We start from the raw sequence: 17,362 nt of genomic DNA on the forward strand, positions 1-17,362 counted from the left end.
GCTCGCGAGATGCCCGCGCCCTTCGGCGGGTGGCATCCGGCGCTCGGAGGTCTGGACGAAGCCTGCGTGCACAGCCGGTGTCTTTCCCCGAAGGCGGGGCCGTGTCGTAGCGCATGAAGCTTTGACCAGCGAGGATGCCCATCATGCCCATCATGCCCACTGACGCGAACCTCGACTCCTTCCGCTCGACGCACGCGACGCCGGTCGTGTTCGGGGCGGGCGCGGCGATCGGTGTTCTGGGCGGGATGATCGGGCTGGGCGGCGCTGAGTTCCGCCTGCCGCTGCTGATCGGCCTCTTCGGGTTCGCCGCACTCTCGGCGGTCATCCTGAACAAGGCGATGAGCCTGGTCGTGATCCTGATCGCGCTGCCCGCCCGGCTTGGCTCGGTCCCTGCGGCCGAGATCGCGGCGCGCTGGCCGGTGGCGGTCAACCTGCTGGCCGGCAGCCTGCTGGGAGCGTGGGTGGGAGCGACCTGGGCAGTACGCATGCGCAGCAGCACCCTCTACAAGGTGCTGGCCGCCCTGATGGTGCTCATGGCCGCGGCCCTCGTGGTCACCCACACCACCGCCTTGGGCACCCTCGATCTGCCGCAGTGGGCGCAGGTGCCTGCTGGGGTGGTGGCCGGGTTCGGCATCGGCGTGGTCGCGGCGATCATGGGCGTGGCAGGCGGTGAGTTGCTGATCCCGACGATCGTGCTGCTCTTCGGAGAGGACATCAAGACCGCCGGGAGCCTGTCCCTGCTGGTCTCGCTTCCCACCATGCTCGTGGCGTTCGCCCGTTACAGCCGCGACGGCAGCTTCGTCGTCCTCGGCGCCAACCTCCGCTTCACGGCGATCATGGCCGCCGGCTCCGTCGCCGGCGCGGTCCTGGGCGGGTTGCTCCTCGGCGTCTTCCCGGACCTGATCCTCATCCCTCTGCTCGCCGTGATCCTCCTCGTATCCGCGGTCAAGCTCGCCCGTCACGACTGACTTCGCCGAGACGCGTCCGCACGTCGTCGTCGGGCGCCCGCGGACGGAGCCACCGGACCCTGTTCAGTCGATCAGAGGGCTCCGGCGTTCCAGCAGGACCACGTCCCGCCAGGCCCCGTGGTGCCGGCCGATCCGCTCTCGGGTGCCGATGACACGGAAACCGGCTCGTGCGTGGAGGGCGAGGCTGGCGGTGTTCTCGGGGAAGATCCCGGACTGGATGGTCCAGATGTCCGCGGCCTCGGTCGAGGCGATCAGGGCGTCGAGCAGGGCGCGGGCGACGCCGCGGCCGCGCGCCTCGGGGTGGACGTATACGGAGTGCTCGACCACTCCCGCGTACGCGCACCGGTCCGAGACCGCGCTCGCCGCGACCCAGCCCGACACTCGGCCGTCGCGGTCGAGGGCGACGAAGCGGTGGCCGGGCAGCTTGGCCTTGTCGAATGCGGCCCACTCGGGGGCCTGCGTCTCGAAGGTGGCGTTTCCCTCGTCGATCCCGGCCTGGTAGATGCCGAGCACCTGCTCGGCGTGCTCGGCCAGCAGCGCCTCGATGCGCACCGCGGTCATGCCGTCTTCGCGGCGCCGGCCAGCAGCGCGCCCATGGCGGCGAGCACGGACGGCTCGACCCGGTAGTACACCCAAGTGCCCCGGCGCTCGGAGGACAGCAGCCCGGCCTCTTTGAGCTTCTTCAGGTGGTGGGAGACGGTGGGCTGGGAGACGCCGACGTCGGAGATGTCGCACACGCAGGCCTCCCCGCCCTCGTGGGAGGCGACGGCGGAGAACAGGCGCAGGCGCACGGGGTCACCGAGGGCCTTGAACATCTTCGATGCGACCTCGGCCTCCTCGGCCGACATCGGGCGCTCGTTCAGCGGCGGGCAGCAGGCCGCGACGACGTCGGGCTCCAGCAGTGGCAGAACCTTCACATTCGACATACGTCTATGTTGACACATGTCGAACCAAGAGGGCAGGGGGTCAGCTGCGGGCCAGGTGGGCGGCCAGGCGGCGGGCCGCCCGGGCGGCATCCCGGCCGACCCCGCGCAGGGCGTTCGAGGACAGGCTGCGCTGCCACTCCAGCCCGACGAACTCCAGGCCCGGATGGGCAGGGGAAGCGCCACCGTGGTGGTGGGGGTGTCCGGCCGGGTCGAGGGTGCCGTCGAGTCCGGCGAGGTAGGGCAGGTGGGGGCGGTAGCCGGTGGCGAGGATCAGCGCGTCCAGCCGCTCCGTGGTGCCGTCGGCCCACGTGACCCGGTCGTCGGCGAGGCGGCTGAACATCGGGCGGCGGTCGGGGGCGCCGGCGGTCAGGGCGGCGCGGTAGCGGCCGTCGTCCAGGACCGGAGGGGCGGGCGGAGTCTTCAGGAGGCGTCCGAGCGGGGCGGTGTCCAGGCCGGTGCGGGTGAGCCAGAAGTGCAGGTCCTTGCCCAGCAGGTGCTGGCGGGCGAACTTCACCGGCGCCCGCGTGGCCAGGCTCGCGCGGCTTTCGAGGGCGAGCTCGGCGGCGATCTGCACCGCGGAGTTCCCCGCCCCGACCACCACCACGCGCCGCCCGGCGAACGGAGCCGGGCTGCGGTAGTCGGCCGCGTGCAGGACCTGGCCGGCAAAGGCATCCAGGCCCGGCAGGTCGGGGCGGTGCGGGCGGCCGAAGCTGCCCGAGGCGGCGACCACCGCCCGCGCGCGCAGCTGCCCACCGTCCTCCAGCTCGACCGTGAATCCGGTCCCGTCGGCCCTGACCGCGATCACGCGCTGCCCGGTGCGGATGTCGGCCTGCAGGCGGCTGGCGCAGGAGGTCAGGTAGGCGACGACCTCGTCCCGGTGCGGGTAGCGGTCCGGATCCCCCCCGAAGGGCATGCCGGGCAGCGCGCTGAACCGGGCCGGGGAGAACAGGGTCAGGCTGTCGTAGTAGTGCGGCCACGATCCCGCCGCCCGGTCCGACGCCTCCAGCACCACCGGCTTCAGCCCTGTCCTGACCAGCGCGTGTGCGGTGGCCAGCCCCGACTGCCCGCCTCCGATGACGACGGCTTCCACGTGCTCCACGGCAACTCCTGATAGTTAGATGAATGTCTATGTTGACGTCTATCGATACAGGTGTCATGCTGATCACGCAAGCCATAGACAAACTTCGAAGCAGGAGGAGTCGTCATGAACGAGCCGGTCACCCCCACCAGCCCGAACCGCGCCGAGGCGGCAGGTTCTTGTTGCGGCACCACCCCCGCGCAGCCCGCCGCCGAGGTGGCGCCCGCCCAGTCCTCACCCTGCTGCGGCACCAGCGAGGGCGCGGAAGCAGCCGGAGCCTGCTGCGCCCCGCAGGCCAAGCGCGAGGCCGTCGCCACCGGCGCCGGCTGCTGCTGACCACCTGAAGTCCCCGCCCACCCGCCCGCCTGCACGAAGCCCCGGAGACATGCCATGAGCGAGACCACCACCGAGCTGCCCGTCGTCGTCATCGGGGCCGGCCCCGCCGGACTCGCGGCCGCCGCCCACCTCCTCGACCGCGACCTCACGCCCCTCGTCCTGGAGGCCGGCCCGCTCGCCGGGGCCGCCGTGCGCGAGTGGGCCCACGTACGGCTGTTCTCCCGCTGGGGCGAGCTCGTCGACCCGGCCGCGGAGAAGCTCCTCGCCCCGACCGGCTGGACCAAGCCGGCCGAGGACACCTACCCCTCCGGCGGGGACTGGGTCGAGCGCTACCTCCAGCCGCTGGCCGACGTGCTCGGCGAGCAGGTCCGCTACGGAGCGCGCGTCACCGGCGTCTCCCGCACCGGACGCGACCGCATCGTCGACGCCGACCGCGACACCCAGCCCTTCGTCGTCCACTACGAGAACGCCGACGGCCACGAGCAGCGCCTCTTCGCCCGCGCCGTCATCGACGCCTCCGGCACCTGGTCCACCCCCAGCCCCGCCGGCGGCAGCGGACTCGCAGCCCTCGGCGAGAAGGCCGCCGCCGCCCGCATCACCTACCGCGTCCCCGACCTGAAGGACCCCGCCGTCCGTGCCCGCTACGCGGGCAAGCGCACCGCGGTCGTCGGCTCCGGCGCCTCCGCCTTCACCGCCCTCGCCCACCTCGCCGATCTCGCCAAGTCCGACGACGGCCGGGGGACGCACGCCACCTGGATCCTGCGCCGCGGGATCTCCGGCTCGACCTTCGGCGGCGGCGAGGCCGACCAGCTGCCCGCCCGCGGCGCCCTCGGTCTGGCCGCCAAGGCAGCCGTCGACGGTGGCTACGCCGACGCGGTCACCGGCTTCCGCACCGACACCATCGAGGAGACCGACGATGGCCGCGTCGCCCTGGTGGGCGAGGACGGCCGCCGCCTGGGCCCGGTGGACGAGATCATCGTCCTGACCGGCTTCCGCCCCGACCTGTCCTTCCTGGACGAGCTGCGCCTGGGCCTGGACGAGCGCCTCCAGGCCCCCGTGGAGCTGGCGCCGCTGATCGACCCGAACCAGCACTCCTGCGGCACCGTCTACCCGCACGGCGTGAACGAGCTCTCCCACCCCGAGAAGGACATCTACCTCGTCGGCATGAAGTCCTACGGCCGCGCCCCCACCTTCCTCGCCATGACCGGCTACGAGCAGGTCCGCTCCATCGCCGCCGCCCTCGCAGGCGACAGGGAAGCCGCCGAGCGCGTCGAACTCACCCTGCCCGAGACCGGGGTGTGCGGCGGCGCGGGCCTCTTCGACGAGCCCGCCGCCGCGGAGGAGACCGGTGGCGGGTGCTGCGCCGCCCCGGCCACCCTCACCATCGGCGCCGCTCCCGCTCCCGCTTCCTCCGGTGGCTGCTGAGGTGAGCGACCTTCAAAGCGGCGTGGTCGCGACCGGGGCGGGGGTCCGGTCGCGGCCACGCGCCGTCCTGCCCGCCCTCTGCCTCACCCAGATCACCAGCTGGGGCATCGTCTACTACGCCTTTCTCGTCCTCAACCCGGCCATCACCGCCGACACCGGCTGGAGCGCGGGCGCGACCACCGCAGCCTTCTCCGCCGCCCTCGTCGTCTCCGCCATGGCCGGGATCCACGTCGGCCGCGTCCTGGACCGCCGCGGCCCCCGCACCGTCATGACGGCAGGCTCCGTCCTGGGTTCGCTGAGCCTGCTGGTGATCGCCGCGGCCCCCAACCTGGCCGTCTTCTTCGCCGGATGGCTGCTCGCCGGAGCGGCCATGGCCGCCATCCTCTACCAGCCCGCCTTCGCCGCCCTCACCCGCTGGTGGGGCCCCGAGCACATCCGCGCACTCACCATCGTCACCCTCGCCGGCGGACTCGCCTCCACCGTCTTCGCACCCCTGACCGCAATGCTCGCCGACCACATGTCCTGGCGCGCCACCTACGCAGTGCTCGCCGGCATCCTCGCGGCCCTGACCGTCCCGGCCCACGCGATCGCGCTGAAGGCCCCGTGGCCGCCGGCCCCGCCGAGCCCGCCGCACGTCACCAGCGGCCACGAAGGCGTGGTGCGCAGCCGGGCGTTCTGGATGCTGGCCGTCACCTTCACCCTGTCCGCGTTCGCGATGTACGCCGTCGTCATCGGCCTCGTCCCCCTCCTCCTCGAACGCGGCTACACCACCACCCAAGCCGCATGGGCCCTCGGCCTCGGCGGCGCGGGCCAAACCCTCGGCCGCACCCTGTACGCGACCCTCGCCCACCACCTCGGCGTCACCGCCCGCACCGTCACCCTCATCGCACTCGGCGCCCTCACCACCGCAGCCCTCGCCACCGTGGCAGGCCCGTACGCCCTGCTCGTTGCGGTCTCCATCCTCGCCGGGGTGATCCGCGGCAACCTCACCCTCCTCCAGGCGACCGCCGTCACCGACCGCTGGGGCACCACCCACTACGGCCGACTCTCCGGACTCCTCGGCGCACCCGCGCACGCAGCGGCCGCCCTCGCCCCCTTCGCCGGCGCCCTCCTGGCCGGACCCCTCGGCGGACACCCGGCACTCTTCGCACTGCTTGCCGCACTGTCGATCACCGCCGCTGTCACAGCATTCGGGACTCGTCCGGGCAACGGCCCCAGCAGATGATCAAGCCGAAATCCCGTGGAGCCCACCTGCCTGGCGTGGAATGATCTTCGCGACTGCTGACGAAAGGGAGGGCTGAAAACGTGTACGTACCGTCATCTGCACGCGCTCTCGATGATGATGAGCGCGAGCTCGTGGAGCTGGCACGCCGCACCATAGACGCGCATACCGACGCCGGGCCCGACGAAGACGGGATCCACACGATGGGCGCCGCGGTCATGGCCGCCGACTACCGGATGTTCGCCGGCGTGAACCTCTACCACTTCACCGGCGGACCCTGCGCCGAACTAGTGGCTCTGGGAGCCGCACGAGCCCAGGGCGCCCGCCAGATGCGCTGCATCGTTGCCGTGGGAAACCACGGGCGCGGCGTCATCGGTCCGTGCGGGCGCGATCGGCAGGTCTTCGTGGACTACTACCCCACCATGCGCGTCATCGTGCCCACGCCCGCGGGGCCCAGGTCCGTTCTCGCCGCCGACCTGATGCCGCTGACCCAGCGATGGACCCCGGAAGGCATGAACAGTCTCGACCCATCGCTCTACCAAGACCCCGAGACGGCCGGTCCCCCGATCATCCGGTTCAACCCCCGCTACCTTGAAGACGTCCGCTCCGGCGCCAAGACCAAGACCACCCGCTTCCGGGATCCGGCCCAGCTCGGGCCGGCACGGCTGGTGTTTGAAAGCGACCCCGAAGTCGTTCTGCCGGCAGAGGTGACCGACATCAGGCACTGCCTGGTCAGCGACCTCACCAACCAGGACGCCCGGGCCGAGGGGCTGACGACCGCAACCGAACTCCGGGACGGCCTCAAGGGCCACTACCCGGATCTGGCGGGAACCGACGAAGTCGACGTCATCACCTTCCAGCTCACCGACGGGACAGGAGCCGCCTGAACCACGGAGGCACCGGCGACGACTGGGCTGCAAGGTGACGACGAGCAGATCTCCTCTGACGCCCGCACCATCCGGCCGGGCTTCCTTCGCTCTCTTGCAGACCCTCGTACGCGCCCAGCCTCGCCCAGCCTCGCGCACGGCCACACCGGCGATCAGCTGCCTGCGGAGAGGCCCCCGTCAAGGAGCCGCGCCGTGAGTTCCATGCACCGCGTCCGGGCCGCGGAGAAGCCATAGGGCATCTTGGTCACCGCTTCGAAGGCACCCATCCGGGAGTCCTCCTCGCCGCTCGCCTCGGCGTCGTCGATCTCGAAGAGCTTCTCCTCGGCCACGTCCAGTCCGGCGGCTTCGATGGCCTGGAGCAGGGCCTCGTGGTGGGCGCAGTGTTGCACGGCAAGTTCCTCGACCTGCGGGTCGTGGGGGTCGACGGTGTCATCGAGGGCGGCGTCGGCCGCGTCGAGGCGGTCTGCCTCGGCCCGTAGGGCGGGATGGGTCGCCAGGGTGATGAACACGCTGGCCTGAATCGCGGCTCCCAGCGGCCCGAAGATCCGTTCCGTGACCAGCAGGGTGTCCAGGTCGGAGGGGCGCAGTGCGCCGGAAGGCAGGTGGCTGAGCCGGTCCGTGACCAACGGGGAGAGCAGGCCCAGTGGGCTGCCCACGACCCGCAGGCGCTGGACTGCCGCGCGCTGACGCTTGATGTCGGCCTCCTGGGCGGCCAGGGTCTCCTCCAGCCGTCCCAGGACGTCCTCGACGTCCCGGGCTTCGTCGAAGGCGGCCCGCATGTCGTCCAGGCTGATGCCGGCCTCGGACATCTTGCGGATCCACAGCAGGCGGATCATGTCGTCGTAGCCGTAGCGGCGGCGTCCGTCTCCGCCTCGCTGGGGCTCCGGCAGCAGACCGATCTGGTGGTAGTGACGAATGGCGCGCGGGGTGGTTCCGGCGAAGGCGGCGGCATCGCCGATCTTGACCTCGCGGGGAGGCGTGGCGGAGGGGTACATCGCAGACAGGGCCTTTCGTGCTGTGGTGCCCTCGACGACACCACATGCCGCTACGGCATGTGCAACTACACACCACCCGGACCCAGCACTGCTGCCCGGCTTCGACCGGGCCTCCCCGCCGGGATGACGGTGATCGATCGGCTCCACGGCTGAATCCACGGCAGACGCGGCCGGGGTGGCGGGCGTGGCGACGGGATTTGTGCGGGTTGTCAGGTGATGATGACGCGGTGCGACTTGATCACGTGTCCTATGCGGTGGCCCGCGACAGCTTCGTCTCGACCGTCCAGTGGATCGGATCGGCCCTCGGCGCCGGGTTCGTCGACGGGGGCGTGCACCCACGATTCGGCACCCGCAATTTCATTCTCCCGCTCAGCGGCGGCACCTACGTCGAGGTCGTCACCACACTCGACCACCCCGCCGCCGACCGCGCACCCTTCGGCCAGGCGGTCGCGCGCCGAGCCGCCGAGGGCGGCGGCTGGCTCGGTTGGGTGGTCTCCGTCGACGACATCACCCCGGTCGAGGCCCGCCTCGGCCGCACCTCGGCCGAGGGCCACCGCGTCCGCCCCGACGGCTTCGACCTGAGGTGGAAGCAGATCGGCCTGCTGGAACTGCTGGAGGACCCGCAACTGCCCTACTTCCTCCAGTGGTCGGTCCCCGTCGAGGAGCGCCCGAGCGCCGACCCGCGCACCTCCACCACCATCCGCGGAGTCTCCATCGCCGGCGACGCCGCCTCCATCGCCGAATTCCTCGGCGAACCGGCCGACCACCCCCTCGACCAGATCGACGTCACCTGGGTCGAGGATGAGGAACCGGGCCTGGTCTCGGTCGAGTTCGCCACCGCCAAGGGCCCGGTCACGATCTGACCAGGGCCCGACTGCCCCGCGGGAGCAGCCGGCCGGCCCCCTCAGATGCCGGTGGAAAGTGCTACGTGACGCCATCCGTCAAGCTCACGTCGCACCAGGTCCAGCTTCGTCTCGACGCGCTCGATCGCATCCGCGCCCAACTGCAGGCGCAGCGGAGGCTCGGCGACCTCGGTGACGTCGACGATGGCCTTCGCCGCTTTCACCGGATCTCCCGGCTGGCGGCCGTCGTTCTGGGCCAATGCCTCGCGCACCGGTCCCGCGCCGGCACCGTAGTCGGCGATGGAGGCCGGTTCGACCTGCAGGCTCGAACTGTTGAGGAAGTCGGTGCGAAAGCCGCCCGGCTCGACGATCGTGACGCGGATGCCGAGCGGTGCCAGCTCACCGTGAAGCGCCTCGGAGATGCCCTCGAGGGCGAATTTCGACGCACCGTACAGGCCCACGCCCGGAACGGTGGCGAAGCCGCCCACAGAGCCGATGTTCAAGACATGTCCGGATCGCCGGGCACGTAGCGTCGGCAGGGTGGCCCGCAGCGTGTTGAGCACACCGAACACGTTGACGTCGAACAGAGCCCGGGCAGCCTCGTCGGTGACCTCCTCGATCGCTCCCACGAGGCCGTAGCCGGCGTTGTTGACCACGATGTCGATCTGGCCGAACTCCGCCAGGCCGGCCTGCACCGCAGCGGTCAGCTGGCCGACCTCGGTCACGTCCGCGCTCACCGCCAGCAATCCGGCCGGCTTGTCGGGGTACGCACGGAGTACTGACGACGCATCCCTCGCCGCGGCTATGACGCTGTGACCTCGATCCAGTGCCTCGCGGGTGATCTCCGCGCCGAGCCCACGCGATGCACCGGTGACAAACCAAACGCTCATGTTCTCCCTTTCCTGATCGCCCGATCGGGCTTCGGCTCGACGCTAGAACCTAGAGTCATGTCTAGATCAACTGCCCGAGAGGAGTCGCTCATGGACCTGAGCATCGGTGAGGTGGCGGAGCGCAGCGGGCTGAGCGTTCACGCACTGCGGTTCTACGAGCGTGAGGGCCTGTTCGCCAACCCGGTGCGCCGTCTGTCCAACGGCCGCCGGATCTATCACGAGGAAGATCTGGAGTGGCTGGCGGTCTGCACCAAGCTGCGCTCCTCCGGAATGTCACTGGCGACGATCCGTCAGTACATCGAGCTGGTCCGCCAAGGACCGGGCAACGAACACGAGCGGCTGGAGCTGCTGCGCCGGCACGCAGAGCAGGTGGAGGAACAGATCCAGGAGCTGCAGAGGGCCTTGGCCGTGATGCGGCACAAAGTGCGGATCTACGAGGATCACCTCGTCCGTGGCGAGGCCCACGGGCTCTGGAATCCGTCCCACCCGGACGCCGCACGCGCCCACACTCGTCAGGAGTGTGATCCGTCGGAGAATGCGTGATCGCAGGGACCGCGGGCGGGCGGTGTCAGTCCGCTGGACTATCCTTCCCGCCACTGCACACCGACTGCAAGGATCAAGAGAATTGACCGGCCTGTCTGCTTTCCCACTGCCCTTTGCTGCGTCCAGTTCCATATCGTTCGCGAAACCCCGGACGCTGCGGGAACTCGAGATCATGCAATGCAGCGCGCATCTTCGGGCGAAGCCCGGGTGGTTCGACAAGATGAACGATGCCGACATCGTGGCCCGGTGGACGCAGGAGGCGCTCGCCGAGGGCCTCACCGAAGCGCAGGTTCGCTACGTCTTTGCCGAACTCGAGCACTACGCCGCGCTGCGGGACGGACGAACGGGCATCGAGGTGTCCGCCGTCGACGGGGTGTGGCAGTCGGACGCACTGGTCGACGACAAGCTCAGGTTCCGGCTGCGCGAGGCGGTGCGGGTTCTGGAAGAGGTGCCCGAAGAGGAACAGGACTGGCACCCCGGATCGGACGGCCAGGTGCTGGATCTGGTTCATCCCTCGATGTTCTGCCTGGTCAGGGAGGCGAGCGGCGCACCCGAGCGGGCCTGGGAGAATCCGACGACCCGCTACTCGAAGTACGAGTTCTCGGAGAGGTTCCAGTGGCTGCCCACGGACGTGGACGTCAGTGACGACGGCGATGTCGCCTTCCGCTCGTACGTCAACAACGTCCATCCCGAGACGCATCAAGAACTGGCTTCCGTCCTGCCGGACTTGTTCGCGCGGATGCTCCCGCTGTGGGAGAAGGTGCTCACGGATCTGCGTCATCCGCGGCCCCTGCGGATCGCGGCCGATCCCTACGGGTGGTACGACTCGAAACCGGAGTATCCGAACAAGTCCTCGTACAGCGATCCCGCGGCCCACAGGGAAGCCCTCCGTGCGTGGGAATCCGCCCACGAGGAATGGTGGGAGAACCGCCGCCCGGTCATCCCGGAGGCCCCGGAATTCACCGTGCCCGAGGCGCCCGACGAATCCGCCCGGGTCGACCTGCGTGGCCGCCGCCTTCAGGTCATCGTCAAGCTCGCCACCCTTCACCTCACCCCGGACAAGCCCGAGTACGCCGGCGGTTCCTGGCACGTCGAGGGCATGCTGAACGAGCGGATCGTCTCGACCGGCATCTACTACTGGGACAGCGAGAACATCACCGAAAGCCGGCTGAGTTTCCGGGCGGCACTCGACGACCCGGACTACGAGCAGAACGACGACGACGGTCTGCGTGAGGTCTACGGCCTGGAGGACGAGGACGCGCTGAACCAGCTGCTGGGATCGGCATCGACGCCGGCGGGCCGCTGCCTGGCGTTCCCGAACATCCTGCAGCACCGCGTCGGCTCATTCCGGCTGTTGGACCCCACACGCCCGGGACACCGCAAGATTCTGGCGTTCTTCCTGGTCGACCCGTCGGAAGAGATCGTTTCGACATCCGATGTGCCGCCGCAACAACCCTGGTCCGACACCTCGACCATGACGCTTGAGCAGGCCAAGAACTACCGGGAACAACTCATGCAGGAACGTAAGTTCTTCGTCGACGAACACAACGAGCAGCTCTACGAGCGAGAATTCTCCCTCTGCGAGCACTGACCCCCTTCTGCCATGAATGCATGCGGCTCAGGGGTGCGCGGGTGTCAGTCCGTCGTGCGGGCTCGCGGACACCGGCAGCCCTGAATCGTCGATCAGTCGGCAGACGGGACGGCCGGTGCGTGCCCGGCGACCGGGTCTGGGGCACGCACCGGTCGTTGGAGGCCGCGGGCAAGTGGAGGAAGGCCTGCTCAATGGTCGACACCCGTCCCGCGGGACCTGTCACCCGCCGGTGCCGGTGTTCATCGTCGTCCTTCGCGGGGGCCGTGAGGGGGATCGGCTGTGTTCGAGCTCGCGGAGGAGTTCCTCTGCCCTCGGCCACGGGCCATGGCCGGACGCGGGGTTGAGGTGGCCGACATCGCCGAGTTCCACGAGTCGGCCGCCCCAGTTCCGGGCCAGCTCGGCTACTCGCTCGACAGTGCCCAGTGGGTCGTTCGAGCTGGCCGCGACGATGGTGGGGAAGGGCAGCGGCGAGCGGGGCACCGGGTTCCAGCCGTTCTCGTCGAGCACGTCGGTGGTGGGGTAGCCCGCAGGCAAAGGCTGCTCGAAGTCGGGCGGCGTCACCAGCAGCGCCCCTTGCACCTGCACCTGCGCCGGGTGCCGCCGGGACCAGTGGACGGCGGTGATCACACCGGCGCTGTGGGCAACCAGTGCGACGGGCCCCGCGATCTGCACCATCACCTTGTCCAGTGCGGCGACGGCTGCCTCGCAGCTCAGCCGGTCCTGCGTCAGCGGGGGAACGGTGCGGACGCTGCGCCCGGCCTCGGTGAGCCGATCCGCCAGCAGGGTCTGCCAGTGCTCCTCGACGTGGTCGCGCAGGCCGGGGACGATCACGACCACCGGCTCGGTGGTACCGCTCATGGGGACACCTCCGCCTTGCGCGGCGCCGCCTCCGGGGCGACCCCGGTCAGACGGTGTACGTCACGGTCGTAGGAGTGGCGGCCGATCAGGAACGCTGCGGTGGCCGCGATCGCCACGAGCGGGACGAGCCGGAGCGCGCCGAGCAGACCGAGGCGGTCGGCGAGCATCCCGGTGACCGCCGGGCCGGGGGCGAGTCCGAGCAGGCTCTGGGCCAGCGTGAGTGTGGCGAACGCCGTGGCGGCGATGGCAGCGGGCGTCAGGTTCGCCACCATGGCGGCCCCCGGCCCGGCCGTTCCGGCGCACAGCACGGTTCCCAGCCCCAGCACAAGCAGCTGTGCGGGGCCGGCCGGCAGGCGGAACGCGGTCATCAGCAGGACGAGGGAGCCCACGCTGCAGCTGATGGCGACGGCCCACTTGCGGATCGGGGCGCGCCGGCTGATCCGGTCCGAGACGATGCCACCGACGATCATGCCGACACCGATCACCAGGGCGAACAGGCCCGCGGTCGCACCGGCCTTCGCGGTGGGCATGCCGTAGTAGCGGTTGAAGTAGCTGGGCAGCCAGGCGATCAGGGCGCCCGCGATGAACAGCTGCAGACCGCTGCCGATGTAGGCACTGACCACCGAGACGGAGGAGAACAGCCGCGGGAGGAGCACGCGAAGGCGGTCGCGTTCCTCCGGGCCGGCCCCGTCCTTCGCCGGATCCTGCCGCGGGGCCAGCCGCTTCTCCTTGACCACTACGGCGTAGATGCCCGCGAGCACCAGGCCGAAGACGCCCATCACGCCGAACGCCCAGCGCCAGCCGTACGCCTGGGCCACGGCGCCGCCGATGGATATGCCCAGGACCGAGCCGAAGGCCCCGCCGGCGATGAAGGCCCCCGAGAGCGTCGCCCGCAGGGCGTGCGGGAAGACGCTGAGGACCACGGCGATACCGACACTGCCGTACGCGGCCTCGCCGACGCCGACCAAGAGCCGGCCGGTGAACATCTGGTCGTAGCTCGCCGCCACCGCACAGCCCAGGGTCGCCAGGCTCCACATCGTGGCCGCGATGACCAGAGATCTCACCCTGCCCCATCGGTCGGCCAGCAGCGAGAGCGGGAGGGTGAGCAGGCCGACCGCCAGCGCCACGATGCCGCTGAGGGACCCCAGTCGGGCGTCCGAGAGCAGCCAGTCGGCCTTCAGCATCGGGAAGACGGCGTTGAGGACCTGCCGGGACATGTAGTCCGAGAGCAGGAGTCCGAAACTCAGTGCAAAGACCACCCAGGCGTAGCGCCGGGACACGGGCCACTCCGAGGAACCGGAACCGGTTCTTCCCGGGGTGGGTTCCGCAGTGGTGAGAAACCCCATTGTCATCACCTCAACTGCTCTTGGCGGAAAGGGAAAGAGTCAGAACGGTCGGTCGCCGACGATTCCGGCGCGCTCCATCCTGCGGACGGCGGGCCAGTAGTCCTGGACGGCGTAGTGCTGGGTGGAGCGGTTGTCCCAGATGGCGACGCTGTTCGGCGTCCAGCGCCAGCGCACCTGGTACTCGGGGACGGCGGCCTGGCCGATCAGGTAGTTCAGCAGGAGGCCCGCGCCGGGGGCGTAGTCCGTCCCGAAGCGCACGTTCCCGGGGGTGTGGTAATTGACGAAGTGCGTGGTGAAGGCGTTGACGAAGAGGATCTGTTCGCCCGTCTCGGGGTGGGTGCGCACCACCGGGTGCTCCGCGTCGGGGAACCGCGCTGCCAGCGCGTGACGCTCCTCCTGGGGCATGGCGGCGCCGAAGGTGGCCTCGATGCTGTGCCGGGCCCGCAGTCCCTGGATCTGTGTCTTGATGTGCTCCGGCAGTCGGCGGTGGGCCTCGGCCATGTTGACCCAGATCGTGTCACCGCCCACCGGGGGCGACTCGATGCAGCGCAGTACGGCGCCCATGGGCGGGTTCTCGCGCCAGGTGGCGTCGGTGTGCAGCGCGTTCTCGTAGTGCTCGGGCGCGCTGTCCAGGTCCTTGTAGATCCGTACCAGGCCGGGGTTGTCGGGGTCGCTGCCGGCCACCGGGTGGTCCTCCAGCGGGCCGAAGCGCTCGGCGAAGGCGACGTGGTCGGCGCGCGTGATGTCCTGTTCCCGCAGGAACAGCACCTTGTACTGCAGGAGCAGGGCCTTGATCTCGGCGAACAGGTCGTCGTCGCGCACGGCGTCGCCGAGGTTCACTCCGGCGAGTTCGGCGCCGATGGTGCAGGTCAGCGGCTCGACCCTGATCGAGCCGCGGGAGTGGGCGCGCACCGACGAGGGTGCGCCATCCGGCGAAGGGACGGTCTTTTCCATGGTGCTTCCTCCTGGAGAGGGTGGAGACGCGCGTGATGTGGCAGCGGCTCAGAGGACGAAGACGGACGAGCCCGTGGTCCGCCCCGACTCCAGCTCGCGGTGTGCCCGTACGGCGTCGTCGAGCGCGTAGCGCTGGTTGATCTCGATGGCGATGCGTCCGGAAGCGACGTGGTCGAAGAGCTCTCCCGCCAGCGCCGCTCGCTCCGCAGGGTCGGCTATGTAGTCGGCGAGAGCGGGCCGGGTGACGAACAGGGAGCCGCCGACCGCCAGTTGCATGGCGTCGATGGGCGGGACCGGCCCGGACGCCGTACCGAAGCAGACCAGCAGACCGCGGCGCCTCAGCGAGGCCAGCGAGGCGGCGTAGGTGGACCTGCCGATGCTGTCGAAGGCGACCGGGACGCCGACGCCGTCCGTCAGTTCGCGCACCCGCTCGGCCACGTTCTCGCGCTGGTATCGGATGACGTGGTCGCAGCCGTGGGCGCGGGCGAGCTCGGCCTTCTCCTCGGTGGAGACGGTGCCGATGACGGTCAGCCCGAGCAGCTTGGCCCACTGGCAGACGATCAGGCCGACACCACCCGCCGCCGCTGTCAGCAGGATGGTTTCCCCGGCCTTCAGCGGGTGGATCCTGCGCAACAAGTAGGCGGAAGTGAGGCCGCGCATGGTCATCGAGGCGGCCGTCTCGAAGCCGATGCCGTCCGGCAGCCGGATCAAGGAGCCTGCGGGCATGACCCGTTCCGTGCTGTAGGCACCGAGCGGGCTTCCGGTGTACGTGACCCGGTCGCCCTCGGCGACATGGGTGACGTCTTCGCCCACCGCCTGGACCACCCCCGCGGCCTCGACACCCAGTCCGGCGGGCAGCGGTGCGGGATACAGGCCGCTGCGGAAGTAGGTGTCGGCGAAGTTGAGTCCGACGGCTTCGTGCCGGATCCGTACCTCGCCCGGACCGGGGTCGCCGACGACGACCTCTTCCCGGCGCAGGACGTCGGGACCGCCGGTCTCCTTGAAGCGAATGGCGTGCGCCATGGGCGTGCTCCGTTGTTCGTGGGAGGTGGGGAAGGGAGGAAGGGGCCGCCGGTGCCGGGGCCCCTTCGGCAGCCCCGGGGCCACGGCAGCCCCGTGGGTCCGTAGCCGCGCGGCGGCGGCACGGCGGCGGGGTGGTCCCGTGCCGCGATCAGACGACGCGCAGCATGGGGCCGCGCTGACCGGGACGGCGGTTCGGCACCATGCCGAGACGGGCCAGCGTCTCGTCGGCCCCGGAGTAGTACTCGCCGAGCTTGTAGATCTTCTTGGCCTCGGCGCCCGTCGCGATGTCGCGGCCGAGCGCCTCGGAGATCTGCACCATCTGCTCGATCTGCTCGAGGGTGGTCATGCGCTCGCCCTTCCGGCGCCACAGGTTGTCCTCGTTGCCCACGCGTACGTGCACACCGAGCGCGATGCCGATCGCGTTCATCGGCGCCACCGCGCGCATGGAACTTTCGATGGTGAGGACGGCGCCGTCAGGGGTGCGACGGACGAACTCGATCAGGTCTGCCGGGTGCCGGCCCGCGAAACCGCCTCCGATGGCCACGTAGTTGAGGATCAGCGGGCCGGTGTGGACGCCGGCCCGGATGAGCCGCTCGACGGTTTCGAGCTGGGCCAGCGTGGCGAGTTGGAAGTGCGGCTGGATGCCGTTCTCGCGCAGCCGCTCCAGGTGCTCCAGGTAGAAATCGGGGCCCGCCTCGACGACCATGTCGCGGTAGGCCTTGTAGTACTCGGGCTTCGCGATCGAGGTGCCTGCCAGGTCGTCGTCGGTCATGATCTCGACGATGTTCATCTGGCTGGTGTTGATCGCGATCGTCACCTGGTCCGGGGCGGGGTCGAGATCGGCCAGCAGGTGGCGGGTGTCGTAGCTCAGCCACTTGGCCTCGCTGCCCTCGTCCTCAGGAGCGAACGAGATCGAGCCGCCGATCTGCAGGACCATGTCCGGCACGGCCTGGCGCAGCCGGCCCAGCAGCTCGTTGAACATGGACATCCGCTTGGAACCCTTGCCGTCGAGCTCGCGTACGTGGATGTGGAGCACGGTGGCTCCGGCGTTGTGGCAGTCCACGGCCGCCTGTACGTGCTCGTCCATCGTCAGGGGGAGGTCGTCGGCGTCGCCGGGCAGCCACTCCGGCCCGTAGGGAGCGGCCTGGATCACCAGCTTCTCCTGGTTCTCCGGGAAGAGTGAGTCGTCGTGGAAATGCACGGTCCGTCTCCTTCGTGCGATGGGTGATCACTCGCCGGAAGCATCGCCGCGTGCGATGTAAGGGGTTGTTACGTCCGGCGAGGATGGATGCGGGTCACCGGGGACAGCGGGCGCATGGCGGCCCTCGTACGATCGACCGGTCCGGAGGAAGCGTGCATAGGGAACCCGCTCCCGTCCGGTGGCCGACCGCGTCTCTGCGGTGGTGCCAAGGTAGGGGCGGGCAACCGTGATCGCTTGACTCTCAGGGACAGAAAATTTGTCATTTGGGGACATCGGT

The 17,362-nt window shown here is 70.1% G+C and carries 18 protein-coding genes; 8 read left to right on the plus strand and 10 right to left on the minus strand.

Annotation, left to right across the window (positions count from 1 at the left end):
* Positions 1-152 precede the first annotated feature (152 nt).
* On the plus strand, positions 153-968 hold the full coding sequence (locus ACWGE1_RS05370) for a sulfite exporter TauE/SafE family protein (protein ID WP_453419212.1): 816 nt from the start codon (positions 153-155) through the stop codon (positions 966-968).
* Positions 969-1,031: 63 nt separating this feature from the next.
* Here ACWGE1_RS05370 and ACWGE1_RS05375 read toward each other — a convergent pair whose 3' ends face one another.
* Genes ACWGE1_RS05375 through ACWGE1_RS05385 form a run of 3 tightly spaced genes read right to left on the minus strand, consistent with a single transcriptional unit; the run spans position 1,032 to position 2,993 of the window.
* Entirely contained in the window at positions 1,032-1,529 is a 498-nt protein-coding gene (locus ACWGE1_RS05375; RefSeq protein ID WP_453419213.1) for an N-acetyltransferase family protein, read from the minus strand.
* The gene (locus ACWGE1_RS05380; protein WP_453419214.1) at positions 1,526-1,894 is read right to left on the minus strand and encodes an ArsR/SmtB family transcription factor; all 369 of its coding nucleotides are present in this window, start codon (positions 1,892-1,894) and stop codon (positions 1,526-1,528) included. The genes ACWGE1_RS05375 and ACWGE1_RS05380 overlap by 4 nt, the downstream gene beginning before the upstream one ends.
* Positions 1,895-1,934: 40 nt before the next feature.
* Complete coding sequence (locus tag ACWGE1_RS05385) at positions 1,935-2,993, minus strand: flavin-containing monooxygenase (protein WP_453419215.1); 1,059 nt, start codon at positions 2,991-2,993, stop codon at positions 1,935-1,937.
* A 105-nt stretch (positions 2,994-3,098) separates the two neighbouring features.
* On the opposite strand from ACWGE1_RS05385, the gene ACWGE1_RS05390 reads away from it, so the two are divergent.
* The 4 genes from ACWGE1_RS05390 to ACWGE1_RS05405 all read left to right on the plus strand — a co-directional run bounded on the left by ACWGE1_RS05390 (position 3,099) and on the right by ACWGE1_RS05405 (position 6,842).
* Complete coding sequence (locus tag ACWGE1_RS05390) at positions 3,099-3,308, plus strand: hypothetical protein (protein WP_453419216.1); 210 nt, start codon at positions 3,099-3,101, stop codon at positions 3,306-3,308.
* A gap of 54 nt (positions 3,309-3,362) precedes the next feature.
* A complete protein-coding gene (locus tag ACWGE1_RS05395; RefSeq protein ID WP_453419217.1) occupies positions 3,363-4,733 on the plus strand; it encodes an NAD(P)-binding domain-containing protein in 1,371 nt (456 codons plus the stop codon).
* A gap of 1 nt (position 4,734) precedes the next feature.
* The gene (locus ACWGE1_RS05400; RefSeq protein WP_453419218.1) at positions 4,735-5,958 is read left to right on the plus strand and encodes an MFS transporter; all 1,224 of its coding nucleotides are present in this window, start codon (positions 4,735-4,737) and stop codon (positions 5,956-5,958) included.
* Positions 5,959-6,089: 131 nt separating this feature from the next.
* Positions 6,090-6,842 carry an ASCH domain-containing protein gene (locus ACWGE1_RS05405; protein WP_453419219.1) on the plus strand — a complete coding sequence of 251 codons (753 nt, stop codon included), beginning with the start codon at positions 6,090-6,092 and terminating at the stop codon, positions 6,840-6,842.
* Positions 6,843-6,994: 152 nt separating this feature from the next.
* Here ACWGE1_RS05405 and ACWGE1_RS05410 read toward each other — a convergent pair whose 3' ends face one another.
* Complete coding sequence (locus ACWGE1_RS05410) at positions 6,995-7,837, minus strand: MerR family transcriptional regulator (RefSeq protein WP_453419220.1); 843 nt, start codon at positions 7,835-7,837, stop codon at positions 6,995-6,997.
* A 227-nt stretch (positions 7,838-8,064) separates the two neighbouring features.
* Here ACWGE1_RS05410 and ACWGE1_RS05415 point away from each other — a divergent pair, with 227 nt between their 5' ends.
* Complete coding sequence (locus ACWGE1_RS05415; protein WP_453419221.1) at positions 8,065-8,700, plus strand: VOC family protein; 636 nt, start codon at positions 8,065-8,067, stop codon at positions 8,698-8,700.
* A 41-nt stretch (positions 8,701-8,741) separates the two neighbouring features.
* On the opposite strand, the gene ACWGE1_RS05420 is transcribed toward ACWGE1_RS05415, so the two are convergent.
* Positions 8,742-9,569 carry an oxidoreductase gene (locus ACWGE1_RS05420; RefSeq protein WP_453419222.1) on the minus strand — a complete coding sequence of 276 codons (828 nt, stop codon included), beginning with the start codon at positions 9,567-9,569 and terminating at the stop codon, positions 8,742-8,744.
* A gap of 90 nt (positions 9,570-9,659) precedes the next feature.
* On the opposite strand from ACWGE1_RS05420, the gene ACWGE1_RS05425 reads away from it, so the two are divergent.
* Complete coding sequence (locus ACWGE1_RS05425; RefSeq protein ID WP_453419223.1) at positions 9,660-10,112, plus strand: MerR family transcriptional regulator; 453 nt, start codon at positions 9,660-9,662, stop codon at positions 10,110-10,112.
* 82 nt (positions 10,113-10,194) lie between these two features.
* On the plus strand, positions 10,195-11,703 hold the full coding sequence (locus ACWGE1_RS05430) for a DUF4246 domain-containing protein (RefSeq protein WP_453419224.1): 1,509 nt from the start codon (positions 10,195-10,197) through the stop codon (positions 11,701-11,703).
* A gap of 219 nt (positions 11,704-11,922) precedes the next feature.
* Here ACWGE1_RS05430 and ACWGE1_RS05435 read toward each other — a convergent pair whose 3' ends face one another.
* The 5 genes from ACWGE1_RS05435 to ACWGE1_RS05455 all read right to left on the minus strand — a co-directional run bounded on the left by ACWGE1_RS05435 (position 11,923) and on the right by ACWGE1_RS05455 (position 17,085).
* Positions 11,923-12,561, minus strand: a complete 639-nt coding sequence (locus ACWGE1_RS05435; RefSeq protein WP_453419225.1) for an RBBP9/YdeN family alpha/beta hydrolase — start codon at positions 12,559-12,561, stop codon at positions 11,923-11,925.
* Positions 12,558-13,841 (minus strand): MFS transporter, encoded by a 1,284-nt coding sequence (locus ACWGE1_RS05440; protein ID WP_453419226.1) that lies wholly within the window; start codon positions 13,839-13,841, stop codon positions 12,558-12,560. Before ACWGE1_RS05440 ends, ACWGE1_RS05435 begins: the two co-directional genes overlap by 4 nt.
* A gap of 105 nt (positions 13,842-13,946) precedes the next feature.
* Positions 13,947-14,861: a TauD/TfdA dioxygenase family protein gene (locus tag ACWGE1_RS05445; protein ID WP_453419227.1), complete on the minus strand. Its 915-nt coding sequence runs from the start codon at positions 14,859-14,861 to the stop codon at positions 13,947-13,949.
* Positions 14,862-14,909: 48 nt separating this feature from the next.
* Entirely contained in the window at positions 14,910-15,884 is a 975-nt protein-coding gene (locus ACWGE1_RS05450) for a quinone oxidoreductase family protein (protein ID WP_453419228.1), read from the minus strand.
* Positions 15,885-16,032: 148 nt separating this feature from the next.
* Complete coding sequence (locus tag ACWGE1_RS05455; protein WP_453419229.1) at positions 16,033-17,085, minus strand: 3-keto-5-aminohexanoate cleavage protein; 1,053 nt, start codon at positions 17,083-17,085, stop codon at positions 16,033-16,035.
* Between the last annotated feature and the right edge of the window lie 277 nt (positions 17,086-17,362).

Source organism: Streptomyces sp. NPDC054932, assembly GCF_053610205.1.